Source organism: Nocardia sp. NPDC059229, assembly GCF_042754165.1.
Lineage (GTDB): Bacteria > Actinomycetota > Actinomycetes > Mycobacteriales > Mycobacteriaceae > Nocardia.
Genome location: NZ_JBHZAK010000024.1, coordinates 26,086 through 44,655, shown reverse-complemented (window position 1 = coordinate 44,655; position 18,570 = coordinate 26,086). Strand labels below are relative to the sequence as shown.

Below are 18,570 nucleotides of genomic sequence, written 5' to 3'. Positions count from 1 at the left end.
GATGAACACTCGGTGCGAAATAGCCGAGTGGTTCGTCACAGCAATCCGGCAGCGTCACCTGCCGGGCCCGTTTCACCCGCGGATCACCGCTGCGCGCGGTACTTCGCTCGCTGTTCGGGAGCGAGATGCTCGGTCGCGTAACTCAGTGCGGTACGACCCATATCCGCCGCGTGTGCGTCCAGAAATCCGGTGAGAATCGCGGAATCCACCCGCTTGCCGATCTCCCGCAGCATCCAGCCCACCGCCTTCTGGATCAGATCGCGGCGATCGGAGAGCAGGCGCTCGCAGAGCTCGAGCGTGGTCGCGGAATCGCTCTGCTTGATGAACGCGAATGTGGTCAGCAAGGCCACCCGCCGCTCCCAGAGCGAATCCCCCGATGCGAATTCGTCGAGCAGGTCCCGGGGACGTTCCAACAGCCACGGGCCGAGAATGAACTCGGCCGAGGAATCCACCAGATCCCAGTTGTTCACCCGGCCGCGGCGCACGGCCGCCACATACAGATCGACGATCTCCCGTTGTTGCGCCGCATCACCGCCGCGATTGAGTGTCCCGCCCCCGCGTTTGCGTGTCGCCCTGGCCATTTCGCCGTTCAGAATCACCAATCCGGCCAGCCGGTGCTCGTGCACCGGACTGTCGAGCAACAGATCGATCTCCGAAAGCGGCAGGCCGGCAAATTGTTTCACCGCCTTCCGGGTCTGCGGAACCCGGACGCCGATGAATACATCCCCTTCCCCGTACTCACCCGGACCGGTTTTGAAGAACCGCTGCAGATGCGCCGCGTCGGCCGGATCGGCGCAGGCCGCCAATTCCGCCTGTACCGCGGCCGCCGTCAGGGTTTTCGACGGCACGCCGGTTCCGCTCATCGCGCCTCCTGCGTCCGTGGGCCGGAGAAGTCTGTCGATCGAATCCTAGATCTCTATCAAGCGGTTTCAGCCGCGGCCTGTAACAGCACCTCGCCGAATTTCCGCATGTGATCCGCTCCGCCGTACCAGGCCGCCACCAATTCCACGGCCGCCGTGCGGGTGCGCCGCGCGACGTCGGCCAGTTCGGCGACGGTGATCTCGCCGGATTCGACCGCCGCCGCGGCCACGTCCAGATCGTGGCTGGCCACCAGCAGCCGCATGATGTGGTGCAGATCGATGGTGGCATCGCCGGTCCGGAACTCGGCGCCGGCCTTGGTCTGGGCGGTGGTCGAATCCGGCTGCGCCACAGCGGGTTCCGGGGCGGCGCGCCGCCGGGACTTGACGCTCGCCGGACGCTCGGGCTCGGCCGGCGAAGCGGGTGCGCTCTCCCGCAGCGAGGCCGCGACGGCCTCCAGGTCTTCCATGCGGGCGGGGGTCTCCATGCGGGCCGGGCTCTCCAAGCGGGCGGGGCTCTCCAGCCGGGCCGGCGGCTCGGGGTCCGGCGCGTGCCGGCGACCGGTGGGAGCCTCGGGGTCGGCGGGGCGGCTCGCCGCGAATACATCCTCGTGCACACCGGAATGGGCCGCGAAAGGCGAGCCATTGGCCGCGGGGCGCACGGCAATCGTCTCGTTGTCCGCCGCGGGCGCCGCCGCGTAGAGCTCGCTGTCGAGGGCGGCACTGGTGAACGATCCGCTGTCGGACATGGATCGGGCGTAGGGCGACCCGTTGGTGGCGGGTCGTACGGCGAAGGGCTCGCCATTGGTGGCGGGCATCGCGAGCGGTTCGCTGTCGGTGGTGATCCGAGCCGAGAACGGCTCGCCGTCGGCGGCGAGCCGGGCGGCCACCGCCTCCGGGTCCGCGGTGCGCTGCGGCAGATCGGGAGCGATCCGGCGCGGCAGCGCATCGGGTTCCGGTGTGGCGCGCAGGGTTACGGGTGCGGTCGACCACTGCACGGCCTGCTCCTGGCCATTTCGGACCGGGCCGGCGTAGCCGCCGGTGTCGATGCCGGTCAGCACCGGGTTCGGCGACGTGCCCGGTGACGGGGTATCGGGATGGGTGAGTCGGTAGCCCGGCTGGCGCGCGGGGCGCGAATCCCCCGGGCCGGTGGTGAAATCGGCATCCATGGCCGACATTCTTACCGGCCCGCGGGAAGGGGTGCGACTCGGGCTCGGGCCGGGGCGTGCGTATGGTCACCGCGAAACCGGCTCACGATCAACAGTATTGGGGCGTTGACGCCGCTCAGCAATTGCTCGGAGCGGGCTCGCCGCGCAGCCGCGCGTCGATCCACCACAGTGCGGCGGGCAGTCCCAGCACCGCCGCCGACAGATGTTCCGGGGACGGATTCATATCCATATCCAGCCGCACCCCGGCCGCGCAATAGCGATGATCGGTATTCACGATGGCGTCCACCGGAATCAGCGGATCACTCGGCGAATGCCATTCGAAGATGGGTGTATTCGGCACCCCGTCGTACAGTTCCAGGCTGTTCTCCTGCAGCACCGACATCACCGCCGGATCGTCGATCAGCGAGGTGCTGGCCGCGAATTCGCGCACACTGTGCCCGGCGCCGATCGCCATGATCTGATTGGTGCAGCCATTGGCCATGGCATTGCGCGCCGCCAGGCCGGCCGCATTCATCTGGGTGCTGATCGGCAACCGGTCCGGATACTCCCGCTCCAATCCGATGGCCGCTGCCATCGCCAGCCCGAACGCCGGATGCGGTTGCAGGCCAAGGGCGTTCACCATCTTCACCAGATTCATCGGCACGCCGCCCGTGGCCGCGCCCGCGATCTCCAACTCCGGCGCGTAGCGGGGCGCGAGCGCCGCCGCCCACGCGGTCGCCATGCCGCCGCCGGAATATCCGGCCATCGCCACCCGGCTGTTCGCCACCGCCAATTCCGGCAGCCGCTTCGCCGCGCGAATACCGTCCAGGGTGATCATCCCGCCCAATCTGGCCGCACCGTAGGCGGAATTCGGGCCCAGATGATCCGGCAGCGCCACCGACCAGCCACGCCGCAGCGCCACATTCAGCGCGACTGCCTCGCGCACCTGCAGATTCGGGTCGTTGGCGTACAGCACCCGCGACACCGCGCATTCCGAGCCCAGGCCGTTGATGATGTGCTGATACGACAGCAGCGGCCCGTCCGGCTGATGCTCGCGCGGGGTGAGCACCGTGGTGACCGCCGCGATCGGAGCGCCCTCGGAACTCGTGGACCGGAATTTCACCATCGTGACCGTGGTCTCGGGAAATATCAGCAGCGGCGGCATCGGCCGCACCGCCAGCACGTCGCCCGGATCGTGGTCCGCGGTATCGGCCGGTTGCGCATAGAACGGGTCCGGGTCGGGCGCGGGGTAGATCGGATCCGCGTGCGCCGCGGGCGTCATGCCCGTGAGCGCCAGACCTGCCGCCAGGATTCCGAAACCGCGCAGCAACAACTTGGCATTCATCAGGTCCTCCACGAACTTCGCAGTGGGAATCGGACGATTACCCCACAACGAGTGTGAATCGGGAGTTCTTCATAAGAAACAGCGACACGCCAGCAAACATTCTGCGGTCGCTCCGGGTTCCCACCGGCTCAACCCAGGTGGGTCATGCCCGCCGCCACCACCTGCGCCACATTCAGAATCTCGTCGGCCGTCGGCAGCGGCACCCCGTCCAGGGCGTGCAACCGATCCGTACTCGCGATGGCCAGCATCGCCGACACCCACGCCGCCGCACACGCCCGCAATGTCCCCGGCTGCACCGGGGCCGGCGCGCTCGCCGCCAGCACCCGCGCCGTCGCGTCCAGCAGCTGATCCCGCATGCGGCGCAATTGTTTCCGCACATCCGGGTGGGTATCGGCCTCGCGCCACATGATCACCCGCAGCACCGAGGAATTGTTCTCGCGCAGATTCAGCGCGGCATCCATATTGACCAGGCTCTTGGCCGGATCACCCGGCACCACCACCGACTCGATATCGTCCAGCGGCTGCGAGGGGACCCGCTCGGCCATGAGCGCCGACAGAATGGCGCCCTTGGTCGGGAAGTAGTAGAAGATCAGGCCCTTGGGCACCCCGGCCTCCTCGGCGATGGACGCCGTGGGAGTCGCGTCGAATCCATGGGCCGCGAAAAGCCTTTCGGCGGCATCCAGGATGAGCTGGCGAGCGTCACCGTCGACCTTCTTGCTGCGACGACGCCCCACCCGGCGGGGCGCGGGTCCCACATTGCGCAGCAGTTCAGACTCTGCTGTGCGCGGCGAATCCGATTCCGCCCTGCGTGATGTGGGCACTGCTCGACTTCCTCCTCACGCTTCGACGCGGAGGCGGCCGCCACCGGTCGGCGGACGTAGACGACAAGCATAACGCGCGGGCGCGCCGGCCTCGCTGCGTCTCCCATGCTCACGAGGGCTGAGCACCCGTGAGCACGGAGAACCGAGGCCGGCACGCCGCGAATCGGTCAGTGATGCGCCGCTGCGCCGAAGCGGCCCGACACCTCGGGCATCTCCGCCAGCGCGACCACGACCGTCAACGCACCCACGATCCACGCGACCCAGGATGCGCCGCTGTAGGAGTGAAAGTTCATCACCCAGGGGGAGATGAACATCAGGACGCCCAGCACGCCGAGCGCGTAGCCGACCATGCCGGTCGCCATTTCCGCGATCTGCGCCAGGCCCGCGAGTGCGACCAGCACGCCGAGCACCACGAGGGTCCACAGTGCGCGGTTGCTGTGCGCCACCCAGATCGGGGACAGCGCGGCGATTGCGCCGAGCACGACCGTCATGGCCTGCTCCGCACGACTCACGGTGAACATGGAATGCCTCCTTTGAAAGGCCAGGGAATATGTTCTGATCCCGTTGTATTCCTGATTGACCGCCCGATCAATAAATGGCCGGATACGATTGGGCCGCATCTCGGGTGTGACGGTCGACACGTCGGCGCGTGACCTCGGGAACCGCTATGGTTGGCGCATGTCGCACTCGGTAGAACACGTTCTAATTGTCGGCGCGGGCCTCGCGGGGCTGCGCACGGCCGAAGAGCTGCGACGTGGGGGTTACACCGGCGAACTCACCCTGCTGGGCGACGAGAACCGCGCGCCCTACGACCGGCCGCCGCTGTCCAAGCAGTACGTGCGCGGCGAAACCGACGACACCGCCCTGCGGCCCGCGGAATTCTTCACCGAGCAGCACATCCGGCTGCGGCTGGGAGTCGCCGCGACCGGCGTCGACACCGCCGCCCGGCGGGTCCGGCTCTCCGACGGCAGCGAAGCCGGCTACGACGCCCTCGTGATCGCCACGGGTTTGCGGCCGCGTCGAATCCCGGGTCTGCCCGAGGTCTCCGGCGTCCACGTGCTCCGCTCGCACTCCGACGCCCACGCCCTGCGCGAACACCTCGGCAGCGCACGCAAGGCCGTCATCGTCGGCGCGGGCTTCATCGGCTGCGAACTGGCCGCCAGCTTCCGGTCCCGCGGCATCGCGGTGACCATCGTCGAACCCCAGCCCACTCCCCTGTTCGCCGCACTCGGCGAACAGGTCGGCGCGCTGGTGGCACGGCTCCACGAAACCGAAGGCGTCGAACTGCGGTGCGGGATCGGCGTGGAATCGCTTGTCACCGAAGACGACACGGCGCTTGCCACCGAGGACGACCGGGTCCGCGGCGTGCGGCTGACCGACGACAGCGTGATCGACGCCGACCTGGTGGTCGTCGGCATCGGATCGGTGCCCGTCACCGGCTGGCTCGACGACTCCGGCATCCCGCTGGCCGCGCCCGCCGAGGGCGGCGGCGTCCTCACCGACGACACCGGGCGCACCAGCGTCCCGGGCGTCTGGGCGGTCGGCGACGTGGCCGCCTGGCCGCACGCGAGCGGCCGCAACAAGCGCGTCGAACACTGGACCAATGCCGGTGAGCAGGCCCAGCTGCTGGCCGCCGCGCTGCTGGGCGCCGACCGGTCCACCGAGGTGCAGGTGCCCTACGTGTGGAGCGACCAGTACGACATGAAGATCCAGGTGCTCGGCATCCCGGCGCTCGCCGACGAGGTGCAGATCGTCGAGGACAAGGGGCGCAAGTTCCTCGCCCACTACCTGCGCGGCGGCGAACTCGTCGCGGTCGTCGGCGCCAGCATGGCCGGCAAGGTCATGAAGGCCCGCGCCCAGCTCGCCGCGACGCTGCGCCCCTCGGCGACGGTCGGCTGAGCCTCTCCACCGCGGTCGGCTGAGGCTCTCCACCGCGGTCGGCTGAGGCTCTCCACCGCGGTCGGCTGAGGCTCTCCACCGCGCTCGGCTGCGCCACGCCCACCCGGTTTTTCGACCCGCGGTTCGCGGCGGAGGCGGTTCCTTCACTACCGTGCAGGGTGTGATCGTCGCGCTCATCGACTCCGGACTGGGGCTGCTCCCCACGGCCGCCTGGTTGCGGAAGCTGCGGCCCGATCTCGACCTGCTGCTGCTCAACGACCCCGACGGCGCGCCGTGGGGACCCAAGCCCGAGCAGTGGGTCATCGACCGGGTACTGGACACCGCGCGCCTCGCCCTGGGCGAAGGCGCGGAAGTCATTGTGCTGCCCTGCAATACCGCCAGCGTGCAGGCCCTCGAACACGTCCGCACCATGGTCGGCCTCGGCGTGCCGGTCATCGGCACCGTGCCCGCCATCAAACCCGCCGCCGCGGCCTGCCGGAAGGTGGCGGTCTGGGCGACCGCGGCCACCACCGCCAGCGCCTACCAGGCCGACCTCATCGCCCGCTTCGGCGGCGACGCCGACATCACCGGCGTGGCCTGCCACGGCCTGGCCGACGCCATCGACCGCGGCGACCTCCCCGTCATCGCGGACGCCATCGCCGACGCCGCCGCCCGCACCCCCGCCGACACCGAGGGCATCGTCCTCGGCTGCACCCACTACCCCCTCGTCCTGGACGACATCCTCACCGCCCTCCCCCCGGGCGTCCGCGTCTTCGACAGCGCCGAAGCCGTCGCCGGCCAAACCCTCCGCCGGATGGACGCCCTCGACCGCCGCACCGCGGGCGCCGGTACAGTCCGCGTTCTCGCGTCCGGTCGCACCGCCCAACTCCCCACCGCCGCAGCCGCTTTCGAGTCCGGCCGCCTCCTCGGCGCGGCAGCCTCGCAGGCGCAGGTCTGCTGACGGAAGTCAGAAACTGTTGGCCAGCAGTGCATATTGCGCGGCGGCGCGTCGCCTGGCTTCGGCCTGATCCTTGTCGTTGACGACCGCGAGATAGCGCCCGTAGGCGAGATAACACTTGCCGTCCTGCACATCCGCGGACGGGACATCGGGTTTGGGGACCAGGCAGTGCACATCGGGGACGTGCGCGGGCGGGTCGGCGTCGACGTATTCGTCGTGACGTTTGGCCACGAGCGTATCCATCAGTGCACGAGCCGATTTCGCGTCGCGCGCACGAATCAGGGTGTCCCGGTCCAGGTATGCGAGCAGATCGGCGCCGGCGTCCCCATAGGCCCGGGACCAGAATTCGGCGTCCGCGCTACCCATCACGATCGCGTTCGGGCTCAGCACGGCAAAGCTCTCCACATTGGGCGCACGCTGGTCGCGATCGCGAGTCATCATCCGCGCCAGCATGCTTTCGGTATCGACCCGGAGATTCGGCAGGTCCCGTTCCGGCGTGAGCCGGAACCTGTCCAGGGCCGGGATCTGCACATCGAACACCTTGTGCAACCAGGCCAGCAGGTCGCTTTCATCGGCACTCGGGCGGTGCGCGAAGACCCACAGCACGAAATCACCGTGCGCCAGAAAAGCCCCCGCCGTCGGCACGCCGGGTTGCCAATGAATATGCGCCGCACCGTAATCCGCGAGCAGCAGCCGGCGGTTCAGCGCCGGGGCCACATCGAAATCGGCGGCCTCCAGCTCGGTCGCGGCCCGGGTAGCGGTATCGGCATCCGGGAAGCGCAACAGGGCCGTGGTGATCACCGTCGCGGTCGAGCTGGTGGTGGCATCGGATTTCGGCCGAGGCTGGTCGGCGGCGGTCGCCGTGTAGCCCGCCAGCATGCGATCTCGTTCCAGCACGGGGCGCGTGGCATCGGCCAAGCCGCCCAGACGAACCGCATCATGGACATCGGCCAGCACATGGCCACCCCGGCCCGCGGTGAGCATGGGATCGAGCTGCAGCCCCGTGGCCATGGCACCCGACATCCGCATGCCCTCGACCAGGCCGCCATAGGTACCCGCGGGCCGGTCGTAGGTCACCCGATTCAGCGGGTACGTGCCGACATCCAATGCCCTGACGTCGATTCGGGCCGGGGTCGGCGTGCCCCGCACACCCGCGCAACCGGCCAGCAGTGCGACCATCACGAAACACACTGCCGCACAGAACATTCGAGCTCGACCGGCCATGATCACCCCCGGATCCGCTAGGCCCGTCGTTCGAGGCTACTACTGGATCGCCCGGTGCACCGGGTGAACCGGAGCGCGGAAAACACGAACGGCGCCGCTCCTTTCGGAGCGACGCCGTTCGTCAGCGATTCAGAGAATCACCAGTGATTCCGGAAAATCACTTGATGATCTTGGTGACGCGACCGGCACCGACGGTGCGGCCACCCTCACGGATCGCGAAACGCAGGCCCTCGTCCATGGCGACCGGCTGGATGAGCTTGACGCTCATCTCGGTGTTGTCGCCCGGCATGACCATCTCGGTGCCCTCGGGGAGGGTCACGACGCCGGTCACGTCGGTGGTACGGAAGTAGAACTGCGGGCGGTAGTTGTTGAAGAACGGGGTGTGGCGGCCACCCTCGTCCTTCGACAGGATGTACGCCTGGCCCTCGAACTCGGTGTGCGGGGTGGTGGTGCCCGGCTTGATGACGACCTGGCCGCGCTCCACGTCCTCGCGCTTGATACCACGGACCAGCAGACCGACGTTGTCGCCCGCCTGGCCGTTGTCGAGCAGCTTGCGGAACATCTCGATGCCCGTGATGGTGGTCTTGGTGACCTTCTCGCGGATGCCGACGATCTCGACTTCCTCGTTCACGTTCACGATGCCACGCTCGATACGACCGGTGACGACGGTGCCACGACCGGTGATCGTGAAGACGTCCTCGATCGGCATCAGGAACGGCTTGTCGGTCTCACGAACCGGGTCCGGGATCGACTCGTCGACGGCGTTCATCAGCTCGATGATCGACTCGGTCCACTTCGGGTCGCCCTCGAGCGCCTTCAGACCGGAGACGCGCACGACCGGGGCGTCCTCGTCGAACTCCTGCGAAGCCAGCAGCTCGCGGACCTCCATCTCGACGAGCTCGAGGATTTCCTCGTCGTCGACCATGTCGGACTTGTTCAGCGCGACCAGGATGTAGGGCACGCCGACCTGGCGGGCGAGCAGCACGTGCTCGCGGGTCTGCGGCATCGGGCCGTCGGTGGCGGCTACGACCAGGATCGCGCCGTCCATCTGGGCGGCACCGGTGATCATGTTCTTGATGTAGTCCGCGTGACCCGGGGCGTCGACGTGCGCGTAGTGGCGCTTCTCGGTCTGGTACTCGACGTGGGAGATGTTGATCGTGATACCACGAGCCTTCTCCTCCGGCGCCTTGTCGATCTGGTCGAACGCGAAGGCCGCGTTCAGGTTCGGGTACTTGTCAGCCAGCACCTTGGTGATCGCGGCAGTCAGCGTGGTCTTGCCGTGGTCGACGTGACCAATGGTGCCGATGTTGACGTGGGGCTTCGTCCGCTCGAACTTCGCCTTCGCCACTGTTGTCCTCCTGGACTAGTTAGTGCGTTGCTTTTGCAGCAGTGCGGTTTTTTCTTACAGGGGGTCGTTCAGCCGACCGACTCGGGACGGATTCTCGCAAACCCGTCCCGGCAGCGAACTACTCGCCGGTCGCCTTGGCGATGATCTCCTTCGACACGTTGGCCGGAACCTCCGCGTACGAATCGAACACCATGGAGAAGTTCGCTCGGCCCTGGGTCTTCGACCGCAGGTCACCGATGTAACCGAACATCTCCGAGAGCGGAACCAGCGCCTTGACGACACGGGCACCACTGCGTTCCTCCATGGCCTGGATCTGGCCACGGCGGGAGTTCAGGTCGCCGATCACTTCGCCCATGTAATCCTCGGGCGTGGTGACCTCGACAGCCATGAGCGGCTCGAGGATCACCGGACCGGCCTTGCGGGCCGCTTCCTTGAGGGCCATCGCGCCGGCGATCTTGAACGCCATTTCCGAGGAGTCGACCTCGTGGTAGGCGCCGTCGAGCAGCGAGACCTTCATGTTGACCAGCGGGAATCCGGCGAGGACACCGTACTGCATGGCATCCTGCGCACCGGCGTCGACCGACGGGATGTACTCACGCGGAACGCGGCCACCGGTGACCTTGTTCTCGAACTCGTACGTCGCGCCGTCCTCGCCCACGAAGGGCTCCAGGCCGATGATCACGCGGGCGAACTGACCCGAGCCACCGGTCTGCTTCTTGTGGGTGTACTCGAGCTTCTCGACCTTCTTGGTGATGGTCTCGCGGTACGCCACCTGCGGCTTGCCGATGTTGGCCTCGACCTTGAACTCGCGCTTCATGCGGTCCACGTAGATGTCGAGCTGCAGCTCGCCCATACCGCCGATGACGGTCTGGCCGGTCTCCTGGTCCAGCTTCACGTTGAAGGTGGGGTCCTCTTCCGCGAACTTCTGGATCGCGACGCCCAGCTTCTCCTGGTCGGCCTTGGTCTTCGGCTCGATGGCCACCTCGATGACCGGGTCCGGGAAGGTCATGGACTCGAGCACGATCTGGTTCTGCGGATCGCACAGGGTGTCACCCGTGGTGGTGTCCTTCAGGCCGATGACCGCGTAGATGTGGCCGGCCACACCCTCGGAAACCGGGTTCTCCTTGTTGGAGTGCATCTGGAACAGCTTGCCCAGACGCTCCTTCTTGCCCTTGGTCGCGTTGATGACCTGGGCGCCGGAGTCGACCTTGCCCGAGTACACGCGGACGTAGGTCAGCTTGCCGAAGAACGGGTGGGTGGCGATCTTGAACGCCAGCGCCGCGAACGGCTCGTCCGAGCTCGGCTTGCGGGTGAGGACCTCGTCCTCCTTGCCCGGCACGTGACCGTGCACGGACTCGACGTCCAGCGGGGACGGCAGGTAGTCGATGACGGCGTCGAGCATGGGCTGCACGCCCTTGTTCTTGAACGCCGAACCGCAGAGCACCGGGTAGAGCTCCGAGTTCACGGTCATCTTGCGGATGGCGCCCTTGATCTCCTCGACCGAGAGCTCCTCGCCGCCGAAGAACTTCTCCAGCAGGGCCTCATCGGACTCGGCGACGGTCTCGAGCAGCTCCTGGCGGTACTGCTCGGCGCGGTCCTTCAGATCGGCCGGGATCTCGACGACCTCGTACTGCTCACCGAGCTTGGTCTCGCCCCGCCAGACCTTGGCATTGTTCTCGACCAGGTCGACGATGCCCTCGAAGGTGTCCTCGGCGCCGATCGGCAGCTGGATGACCAGCGGCTTCGCGCCCAGGCGGTCCTTGATGGTCTGGACGGTGAAGTAGAAGTCGGCGCCCAGCTTGTCCATCTTGTTGACGAAGCAGATGCGCGGGACGTCGTACTTGTCGGCCTGGCGCCACACCTGCTCGGACTGCGGCTCGACGCCTTCCTTGCCATCGAACACCGCGACGGCACCGTCGAGGACGCGCAGCGAGCGCTCGACCTCGACCGTGAAGTCCACGTGGCCGGGGGTGTCGATGATGTTGATCTGGTTGTCTTTCCAGAAACAGGTCGTCGCGGCCGACGTGATGGTGATGCCGCGTTCCTGCTCCTGCGCCATCCAGTCCATGGTGGCGGCGCCGTCGTGCACCTCACCGATCTTGTAGGTGATACCGGTGTAGAAGAGGATGCGTTCGGTAGTCGTCGTCTTACCGGCATCGATGTGGGCCATGATGCCGATGTTGCGGACCTTGTGCAGGTCGGTGAGCACGTCCTGTGCCACGGAAATCTTCCCCGCTCGTAGCTAGTTGGGATTCAACGGGATAGGCCTCGAGTTCTCCGAAGCCCTCGGTGTCAACGTCGGGCGCGACGCGTGGGTGCCTCGCTTGGAACAGCTCAGCTGTCGCGCCCGACATGTGACTCGTCTCCCGGCACTTCCGAACGGAGGGCCGGGCCACAGGTCACCAGCGGTAGTGCGCGAAGGCCCGGTTGGACTCGGCCATCTTGTGGGTGTCCTCGCGACGCTTCACCGAAGCGCCCAGGCCGTTGCTGGCGTCCAGCAGCTCGTTGGCCAGACGCTCGATCATGGTCTTCTCGCGACGAGCGCGGGAGTAGTTGACCAGCCAGCGCAGCGCCAGGGTGTTGGCGCGGCCGGGACGAACCTCGACCGGCACCTGGTAGGTGGCGCCACCGACGCGGCGGGGCTTCACCTCGAGGGCGGGCTTGACGTTGTCGAGCGCGCGCTTGAGGGTGACGACCGGGTCGGTGCCGGTCTTCTCACGAGCCTGCTCGAGGGCGCCGTAGACGATGCGCTCGGCGGTGGACTTCTTGCCGTCCAGCAGGATCTTGTTGACCAGCTGCGTCACCAGGGGCGAGCCGTAGACCGGGTCGTTGATCAGGGGACGCTTGGGAGCGGGACCCTTACGCGGCATTAGCTCTTCTCCTTCTTGGCGCCGTAGCGGCTGCGGGCCTGCTTGCGGTTCTTGACACCCTGGGTGTCGAGCGAGCCGCGGATGATCTTGTAGCGCACACCCGGGAGGTCCTTCACACGACCGCCGCGGACGAGCACCATCGAGTGCTCCTGCAGGTTGTGGCCCTCACCGGGGATGTAAGCCGTGACCTCGACCGCGCTGGTCAGGCGAACACGCGCGACCTTACGCAGCGCGGAGTTCGGCTTCTTCGGGGTCGTGGTGTACACGCGGGTGCACACGCCACGACGCTGCGGGCTCCCCTTGAGGGCCGCAGTCTTGGTCTTGGCGACCTTGTCGCGGCGACCCTTGCGGACCAGCTGGTTGATGGTTGGCATAGACCGGCTTTCCTTTTAGTAACCAGGTGTCTGGAACTTCATGTCTTTGTCATTCGAGCTTTCCGCCCTGTTCTCATGGCATTTTGTCTCCACGAGGTCGGGCGTGTCGTGCACAGTTCAGAGGTCTTTTTCAAGGCATGCTGAAACGGTCAGCCGCTCTCGCTGGCCTACGTACTGCACATCAACTTGCCCGCATGCTCCGGGCACAGCGGTCCACGATACTCGTCGGCTCTTTCAGGGGCAAAACAGGGTCCCCCCACCGGGGCTGGTAGAGCCGTTATCGAGCCAGGTTCAACGTCAACTCGACCAGCTTGCGCGCCGCATCGCAGGGGTCCGCATGCTGAGATCCGCCGCGGTAGTTGACCCACCAGCCGACGATGCCGGTATCCGCGGCCGGCGCGCTCACGCCGCAGGAGTCCGGATCGTTCGGGCGGCGAGTTTCCACCGAGCGGCGGCCCTGCACGGTTATGTCGTTGGTCACATACTTCAGGCGGTCGTTGTTCTGCTTCTCGTTGTTGAGCGAGCCCAGCTCGTACCAGCTGAGCGTGACCATGCCACTGCCGGCCGTGCCGCCGGTGAGGTTCCACATGCAGACCGCGCCATTGAAGGACGGCTCCACATACATGTTGTCGCCCACCGATTTCGCGATGTCGTCCTGGGCGACCACCTGGCATTCGCGCAGCAGCTTGTCGAAATTGGTGTTGATGCGCGAGGTTCCGCCGGTGCCGGTGCCGGTGGTGCCGCCCGCGGGCAGCGCGCTGCCGGGGACGGTCTTGCCGCAGCCGCCCAGCGCGGCGGTCAGGGCCAGCACCGAGAGGGCGATCGCGCCGCGTACCCGCCTGGATCGACCTGACATTCCGGTCCCCCTCATCCGAGCCGCTGCACGGTCAGTTCGGCCATCTTGCGGGTGCGGTCGCACGGGTTGCCGAGGTTGCCGCTGCTGAATACGCCGTAGGAGATGGACCATTCGAAGAAGTCGTCGTCCAGCTGCACCGCGAGATCGCAGACGGCGTTGCTGGGGTCGAGGGCCTGGAAGCCCTTCTTCCCGCCCACCTCGATGGTGTCCGGGGTGCGGCCCACGCTGGCGACCCACGCCTTCTCACGATCGATGGGGCTGCCGCGATAGGAGGCGAAAGTGACGCTGGAGGAACTGATTCCGCCGGCCTGCCAGTTGCAGCCGGTCGAGTTCTTGAAGACGGTGGTGAGGGTGCCGAGCCCACCCAGGTCGCGTACCTCGTCGTCGGTGAGGTGGCCGCATTCCCCGACGAACGGGCCCAGCGCCGCCACCTTCTGCGGTGGGCGGAACCCCGGTTCGTCGCCGGAATCGCTCTTCCCCCCACACGCCGACAGCAGCAGCGCGAGGCTCAACCCCGTGACAACCGCGGACGCCATTCGCATGGACCCGACTCTACTGTGCGCAGCCAGGAGCAGCCGTTGCACGGATAGCGAAACCCCATGGTTCGCGGCGCGTCTCGTTCTGGACTGAGCGGAGGGAGGGAAGAACGAGACCTCCAGCGCCGCGAACCCGCCCGGAGCGAAGCGGAGGGCAAATTGGGCACAGCTCAGAGGTTTCCGCGCGCCTCCTGTTCCCGCTCGATGGCCTGGAAGAGCGCCTTGAAGTTGCCCTTGCCGAAACCGAGGGAGCCGTGGCGTTCGATCAGCTCGAAGAAGACGGTGGGCCGGTCGGTGATGGGCTTGCAGAAGATCTGGAGCAGGTAGCCGTCCTCGTCACGGTCGACCAGGATGCCGCGGCGCTGCAGTTCGGCGACCGGGACGCGGACGTGGCCGATGCGGGCCCGCAGTTCCGGGTCCTCGTAGTAGCTGTCGGGGGTGTCGAGGAATTCGATGCCCTCCCGGCGCAGCACGTCGACGGCGGCCAGGATGTCGCCGGTCGCCAGCGCGATGTGCTGGACACCGGGTCCGCGGTAGAACTCGAGGTACTCGTCGATCTGGGAGCGCTTGCGGCTGGGGGCGGGTTCGTTGAGCGGGAACTTGACCCGGTGGTTGCCGTTGGCCACCACCTTGCTCATCAGGGCGGAGTACTCGGTGGCGATGTCGTCGCCGACGAATTCGGCCATGTTCTCGAAACCCATGACGCGCCGGTAGAACTCGACCCATTCGTCCATGCACCCGAGTTCCACATTGCCGACCACGTGGTCGATGGCCTGGAAGATGCGCCGGGGTTGCCCGGCCCGCGGGGCGTAGGCGGAGCGGCGCTGGCTGTAGCCGGGCAGGTAGGGGCCGTAGTAGCGGGAGCGGTCGACGAGGGTGTGCCGGGTGTCGCCGTAGGTGGCGATGGCGGCGGTGCGGACGGTGCCGTAGTCGTCGGTCTCGTCGTGCGGTTCGACCAGCACGGTGGCGCCCTGGGCGCGGGCGCGGCGGATACAGCGGTCCACGTCCGGGACCTCGAGCGCGATGTCCACCACCCCGTCCCCGTGCAGATCGTGGTGTGCGACAAGCGGACTGGCCGGATCCACCGCACCCTTCACGACGAATCGGGCGCCGGCGCTGCGCAGCACGAACGCCTTGTGGTCACGATTGCCGGTTTCGGGACCCGAGTAGGCCTCCAGCCGCATGCCGAAGGCGGACTGGAGATAGTGCGCGGTCTGGGTGGCATTGCCGACCACCCAGACGATGGCGTCCCAGCCCAGCACGGGGAACGGGTCGGCGGCGGCATCGTGGTCCACCAGGCCGACGAGACGGCGGAGTTCGTCGTCGCCGGGCAGATCGCCGGATCGGGCCCGAGCGAACCCGGGGCGGGCGTGAGCGCTGCCGTGATGTCCTGCGTCGATGCTCATGTGCCCAGGAAAGGCCGAGCGGCGCGACTAGGCAATATCGCCGAATTCCACTGGACACTCTGGTGAATTGCACCACCATCTGCCGCCGGGTGCTGGACAATTTGAATAGCAGCGAACTCACGAGCGGAGGTTCCGCCATGTCCCGCACGCCCGCCCGGCTGGATGAGCTGGATCTGGCCATCCTCACCGCCATGCACGAGTACCAGAAGGCGGGCATTCTGGAACTCTCCCGCCGCACCCGGGTCGCCCGCGCCACCGTGCAGTCGCGCATCGCGCGCATGGAGGAGGCGGGGGTGATCTCCTCCTACGATCCGCAGATCGATGTCACCGCGGCCGGTTTCGATGTGCAGGCGTTCGTGACGCTGGAGATCGCGCAGGGCGCGCTGGAAGCGGTCGCCACCGGCCTCGACGCCATCCCCGGGGTGCTGGAGGCCTACGCCACCACCGGTACCGGGGATGTGCTGTGCCGGATCGGCGCGGATTCGCACGCCGGATTACAGGCGGTCCTGCTGAGTATCGACCGGACCAGCTCGGTGGTGCGGTCGCACAGCGTGGTGGTGTTGTCCACCGTCGTCCCGCAGCGCACCCTGCCGCTGCTGCGAACGCTCACCCCGTCCGGGTCGAGCAAGGCGCCGGCGTACCGCGCCGCGCACTGAGAATCCGGAGCGCGACCACGGTCAGGGGCGCAGGTCCGCTCCCGGATCGAGGATTTCGACGAGGGGCTTGCGATCCGGTTCCGAGAAGGACAGCAGGGCAGCGGCTTCCGCCTCCACCGCGGCGCGCTCGGCGCGGGACCAAATGGCGTGCGGGCTGATCCGCAGCGACGCGGTGTCCCCCTTGGCGAACACCTTGTAGACGCCCGACAGGAAGCCGTCGATCAGGATCGGGGAGACCTGGTTGGCGAAGGCGCGCAGGGGCGGGGCATTGCCGTCGGGGACGATGCGGGTGCGGTCCTGGTGGGACAGGATGGCGTTGTCGTACCAGCCGAGCAGGCGGACGGGGGCGGGCAGATCCGGGTCGGCGAGGGTGGCATCGGCGGCGTCGTAGAGGGTGCGGCCGCGGTCGTCGGTGTACGTGCGGACCCGGTCGCCGAGCTTCTCGACGGCCTTCTTCATGCCGTTGAGCTTGGACCAGGTCTGCATGTCCATGGTGGTGGCGGGACCGAAGGCGCGCAGATAGCGCAGCAGCAGTTCCTCCAGCGGATAACCGGGGTCGAGGGATGTGCCGAGCCAGGGTTGCACGCGGGACCAGACCGGGCGGCTGCTGTCGCCCCACCGGCCACGGGGCGGGGTCTGCAGGACGGGGAGCTGGTAGAGCCATGCCTGCACGATCGCGCCGGGATCGCGGTCCGGGTACCGGGCGGCGGCGTGTTCGCGCAGCGTCGCGGCGGGGGTCGGCTCGTCGCCGAGTACCTCTTCCCCCTGCGCGCGCACCTCCTCGGGATCCAGGCCGACCAGCGCGCCGAAGTTGAAACCCTTACGGAAGGGGATCTTTTCGAGTTCCGGCTGGATGTGCGGGGCGATGCGCAGCGCGTCGGGCGGGGTGACCAGGTGAATGGTGCCGCGCATCAGGGTGATTCGCACCAGCGACCGGTTGTCGAGGGCCTTCGACACCATCTCGGGATCGAAATCGGCTGTGCGGCTCCACAATGCGACGAACGGCGGCAGCATGTCCTGCGCCTGCAGGCCGACGAGGTGGTCGCACAGCTCGTGCACGCCGAGCCCGGACCGTTCGAGCAGATGCTGACGCGCGAGCAGGGTCCGGTTCAGCACCCGGTTGGACAGCTTCACGATCGGTGACGCTACGGGAGCCGGACACGGTGCGCGCGCGATCGCGCCGGGCGAACCGGGTCAGCGGAGGGTGACGACGACCTTGCCGGTGGCGGTGCGCTTGTCGAGGGCGGAGACCGCCTCGGCGGTGTGCGCGAGGGCGTAGAGCACGGGCTCCGGCGGGGTGATCTTGCCGTTCGCGAGCAGCGGTTCCACCTCGGCCCACTGTTCCTGCAGGTAGCCCGGGTGGGACATGACCCACTCGCCCCAGGCCGCGCCGACCACCTCGACGTTCTTGAGCAGCAGACGGTTCACCTTGACGGTGGGGATGTCGCCCGCGGTGAAGCCGACCACCAGCAGCCGCCCGGCCGAAGCCAGCGAGCGAATGCTGTCGGTGAAGCGGTCGCCGCCCACCGGGTCGAGCACGATGTCGACGCCGCGGCCGCCGGTGAGTTCCTTGACCGCGGCCAGCCAGCCGTCGGTGAGCACCACGTCGGTGGCCCCGTTGGCCCGCGCGACCTCGGCCTTCTCCTCCGTGCTGACCACGGCGATGACGCGCCCAGCGCCCAGCGCCTGCGCCATGCGCAGCGTGGAGGTGCCGATGCCGCCGGCGGCGCCGTGCACCAGCACGGTCTCCCCCGGGGCCAGGCGGCCGCGGTTGCGGAGGCAGAAGTGCACGGTCAGGTCGTTGAACAGCACGCCCGCCCCGGACTCCAGCGAGACATTGTCGGGCAGTTTGAAGACCATTTCCGCCGGCGCCACCGCGACTTCCGCGGCCGCGTTGCCGAGCAGGGTCAGCGCGACCACCCGGTCGCCGGGCCGCACGTGCGAGCCCTCCGGCGCCTCGCGCACGATGCCGCCGACCTCGCAGCCGACGACGTAGGGCAGCGGCGGCTTCATCTGGTACAGGCCGCGAGTCATGAGTACATCCGGGAAGGCGATCCCGGCCGCGTGCACGTCGATGACGACGCCGCCCGGATACCCCGCCGGCTCGGGAATTTCGCGAACCTCGATGGCCTCCGGGCCTTCCAGCTTGCTCACCACGGCTGCGCGCATTCTCGATCAACTCCGATCAATTCACCGGCGGATACCAGCCGAACGTAGCACCCCCCGCCTGCCCGTGCCTTCAGTAGACGGCTGAGAGCCGTTGCCGGTTTCGTACCCGTACCTGCGGGTGGTG

The 18,570-nt window shown here is 67.7% G+C and carries 18 protein-coding genes; 3 read left to right on the top strand and 15 right to left on the bottom strand.

The window, feature by feature from the left end:
* Window positions 1-83: 83 nt before the first annotated feature.
* From ACFXHE_RS37035 to ACFXHE_RS37015, 5 genes are all read right to left on the bottom strand, one after another.
* The gene (locus ACFXHE_RS37035) at window positions 84-863 is read right to left on the bottom strand and encodes a DNA alkylation repair protein (RefSeq protein ID WP_379389311.1); all 780 of its coding nucleotides are present in this window, start codon (window positions 861-863) and stop codon (window positions 84-86) included.
* A 56-nt stretch (window positions 864-919) separates the two neighbouring features.
* Window positions 920-2,026: a hypothetical protein gene (locus ACFXHE_RS37030; protein WP_379389310.1), complete on the bottom strand. Its 1,107-nt coding sequence runs from the start codon at window positions 2,024-2,026 to the stop codon at window positions 920-922.
* A 115-nt stretch (window positions 2,027-2,141) separates the two neighbouring features.
* A complete protein-coding gene (locus ACFXHE_RS37025) occupies window positions 2,142-3,350 on the bottom strand; it encodes a lipase family protein (RefSeq protein ID WP_379389309.1) in 1,209 nt (402 codons plus the stop codon).
* 128 nt (window positions 3,351-3,478) lie between these two features.
* Entirely contained in the window at window positions 3,479-4,105 is a 627-nt protein-coding gene (locus ACFXHE_RS37020) for a TetR/AcrR family transcriptional regulator (protein ID WP_379389359.1), read from the bottom strand.
* 233 nt (window positions 4,106-4,338) lie between these two features.
* Window positions 4,339-4,692 (bottom strand): SPW repeat protein, encoded by a 354-nt coding sequence (locus ACFXHE_RS37015; protein WP_354836478.1) that lies wholly within the window; start codon window positions 4,690-4,692, stop codon window positions 4,339-4,341.
* 157 nt (window positions 4,693-4,849) lie between these two features.
* Here ACFXHE_RS37015 and ACFXHE_RS37010 point away from each other — a divergent pair, with 157 nt between their 5' ends.
* Complete coding sequence (locus ACFXHE_RS37010) at window positions 4,850-6,070, top strand: NAD(P)/FAD-dependent oxidoreductase (RefSeq protein WP_379389308.1); 1,221 nt, start codon at window positions 4,850-4,852, stop codon at window positions 6,068-6,070.
* A gap of 160 nt (window positions 6,071-6,230) precedes the next feature.
* On the top strand, window positions 6,231-7,010 hold the full coding sequence (locus ACFXHE_RS37005) for a glutamate racemase (RefSeq protein WP_379389307.1): 780 nt from the start codon (window positions 6,231-6,233) through the stop codon (window positions 7,008-7,010).
* Between the two features lie 6 nt (window positions 7,011-7,016).
* Here ACFXHE_RS37005 and ACFXHE_RS37000 read toward each other — a convergent pair whose 3' ends face one another.
* The 8 genes from ACFXHE_RS37000 to hppD form a co-directional block, all read right to left on the bottom strand.
* Window positions 7,017-8,186 carry a hypothetical protein gene (locus ACFXHE_RS37000; RefSeq protein ID WP_379389306.1) on the bottom strand — a complete coding sequence of 390 codons (1,170 nt, stop codon included), beginning with the start codon at window positions 8,184-8,186 and terminating at the stop codon, window positions 7,017-7,019.
* Between the two features lie 202 nt (window positions 8,187-8,388).
* Window positions 8,389-9,579 carry an elongation factor Tu gene (gene tuf, locus ACFXHE_RS36995; RefSeq protein WP_379389305.1) on the bottom strand — a complete coding sequence of 397 codons (1,191 nt, stop codon included), beginning with the start codon at window positions 9,577-9,579 and terminating at the stop codon, window positions 8,389-8,391.
* Between the two features lie 118 nt (window positions 9,580-9,697).
* A complete protein-coding gene (fusA, locus tag ACFXHE_RS36990; protein ID WP_364614108.1) occupies window positions 9,698-11,800 on the bottom strand; it encodes an elongation factor G in 2,103 nt (700 codons plus the stop codon).
* A 178-nt stretch (window positions 11,801-11,978) separates the two neighbouring features.
* A complete protein-coding gene (gene rpsG, locus ACFXHE_RS36985; protein ID WP_030517120.1) occupies window positions 11,979-12,449 on the bottom strand; it encodes a 30S ribosomal protein S7 in 471 nt (156 codons plus the stop codon).
* Window positions 12,449-12,823: a 30S ribosomal protein S12 gene (gene rpsL / locus ACFXHE_RS36980; protein WP_014353064.1), complete on the bottom strand. Its 375-nt coding sequence runs from the start codon at window positions 12,821-12,823 to the stop codon at window positions 12,449-12,451. The genes rpsG and rpsL overlap by 1 nt, the downstream gene beginning before the upstream one ends.
* Before the next feature lie 277 nt (window positions 12,824-13,100).
* The gene (locus tag ACFXHE_RS36975) at window positions 13,101-13,679 is read right to left on the bottom strand and encodes a DUF3558 domain-containing protein (protein ID WP_379389304.1); all 579 of its coding nucleotides are present in this window, start codon (window positions 13,677-13,679) and stop codon (window positions 13,101-13,103) included.
* A gap of 11 nt (window positions 13,680-13,690) precedes the next feature.
* The gene (locus tag ACFXHE_RS36970) at window positions 13,691-14,221 is read right to left on the bottom strand and encodes a DUF3558 domain-containing protein (RefSeq protein WP_379389303.1); all 531 of its coding nucleotides are present in this window, start codon (window positions 14,219-14,221) and stop codon (window positions 13,691-13,693) included.
* Window positions 14,222-14,385: 164 nt separating this feature from the next.
* Entirely contained in the window at window positions 14,386-15,621 is a 1,236-nt protein-coding gene (gene hppD, locus ACFXHE_RS36965) for a 4-hydroxyphenylpyruvate dioxygenase (protein WP_379389302.1), read from the bottom strand.
* Between the two features lie 137 nt (window positions 15,622-15,758).
* Here hppD and ACFXHE_RS36960 point away from each other — a divergent pair, with 137 nt between their 5' ends.
* Window positions 15,759-16,277, top strand: a complete 519-nt coding sequence (locus ACFXHE_RS36960) for an Lrp/AsnC family transcriptional regulator (protein ID WP_379389301.1) — start codon at window positions 15,759-15,761, stop codon at window positions 16,275-16,277.
* A gap of 21 nt (window positions 16,278-16,298) precedes the next feature.
* Here ACFXHE_RS36960 and ACFXHE_RS36955 read toward each other — a convergent pair whose 3' ends face one another.
* Window positions 16,299-17,411: a winged helix DNA-binding domain-containing protein gene (locus ACFXHE_RS36955; RefSeq protein ID WP_379389300.1), complete on the bottom strand. Its 1,113-nt coding sequence runs from the start codon at window positions 17,409-17,411 to the stop codon at window positions 16,299-16,301.
* A gap of 60 nt (window positions 17,412-17,471) precedes the next feature.
* Window positions 17,472-18,446 carry an NADPH:quinone oxidoreductase family protein gene (locus tag ACFXHE_RS36950; protein ID WP_379389299.1) on the bottom strand — a complete coding sequence of 325 codons (975 nt, stop codon included), beginning with the start codon at window positions 18,444-18,446 and terminating at the stop codon, window positions 17,472-17,474.
* Window positions 18,447-18,570: the final 124 nt, after the last annotated feature.

What these genes read in the sequence shown, in the direction of transcription:
- ACFXHE_RS37035 (WP_379389311.1), bottom strand. Translation starts at nt 863, where the DNA reads ATGAGCGGAACCGGCGTGCCGTCGAAAACCCTGACGGCGGCCGCGGTA.
- ACFXHE_RS37030 (WP_379389310.1), bottom strand. Translation starts at nt 2,026, where the DNA reads ATGGATGCCGATTTCACCACCGGCCCGGGGGATTCGCGCCCCGCGCGC.
- ACFXHE_RS37025 (WP_379389309.1), bottom strand. Translation starts at nt 3,350, where the DNA reads ATGAATGCCAAGTTGTTGCTGCGCGGTTTCGGAATCCTGGCGGCAGGT.
- ACFXHE_RS37015 (WP_354836478.1), bottom strand. Translation starts at nt 4,692, where the DNA reads ATGTTCACCGTGAGTCGTGCGGAGCAGGCCATGACGGTCGTGCTCGGC.
- ACFXHE_RS37010 (WP_379389308.1), top strand. Translation starts at nt 4,850, where the DNA reads ATGTCGCACTCGGTAGAACACGTTCTAATTGTCGGCGCGGGCCTCGCG.
- ACFXHE_RS37000 (WP_379389306.1), bottom strand. Translation starts at nt 8,186, where the DNA reads ATGGTCGCACTGCTGGCCGGTTGCGCGGGTGTGCGGGGCACGCCGACC.
- rpsG (WP_030517120.1), bottom strand. Translation starts at nt 12,449, where the DNA reads ATGCCGCGTAAGGGTCCCGCTCCCAAGCGTCCCCTGATCAACGACCCG.
- rpsL (WP_014353064.1), bottom strand. Translation starts at nt 12,823, where the DNA reads ATGCCAACCATCAACCAGCTGGTCCGCAAGGGTCGCCGCGACAAGGTC.
- ACFXHE_RS36975 (WP_379389304.1), bottom strand. Translation starts at nt 13,679, where the DNA reads ATGTCAGGTCGATCCAGGCGGGTACGCGGCGCGATCGCCCTCTCGGTG.
- ACFXHE_RS36970 (WP_379389303.1), bottom strand. Translation starts at nt 14,221, where the DNA reads ATGCGAATGGCGTCCGCGGTTGTCACGGGGTTGAGCCTCGCGCTGCTG.
- hppD (WP_379389302.1), bottom strand. Translation starts at nt 15,621, where the DNA reads ATGAGCATCGACGCAGGACATCACGGCAGCGCTCACGCCCGCCCCGGG.
- ACFXHE_RS36960 (WP_379389301.1), top strand. Translation starts at nt 15,759, where the DNA reads ATGTCCCGCACGCCCGCCCGGCTGGATGAGCTGGATCTGGCCATCCTC.
- ACFXHE_RS36950 (WP_379389299.1), bottom strand. Translation starts at nt 18,446, where the DNA reads ATGCGCGCAGCCGTGGTGAGCAAGCTGGAAGGCCCGGAGGCCATCGAG.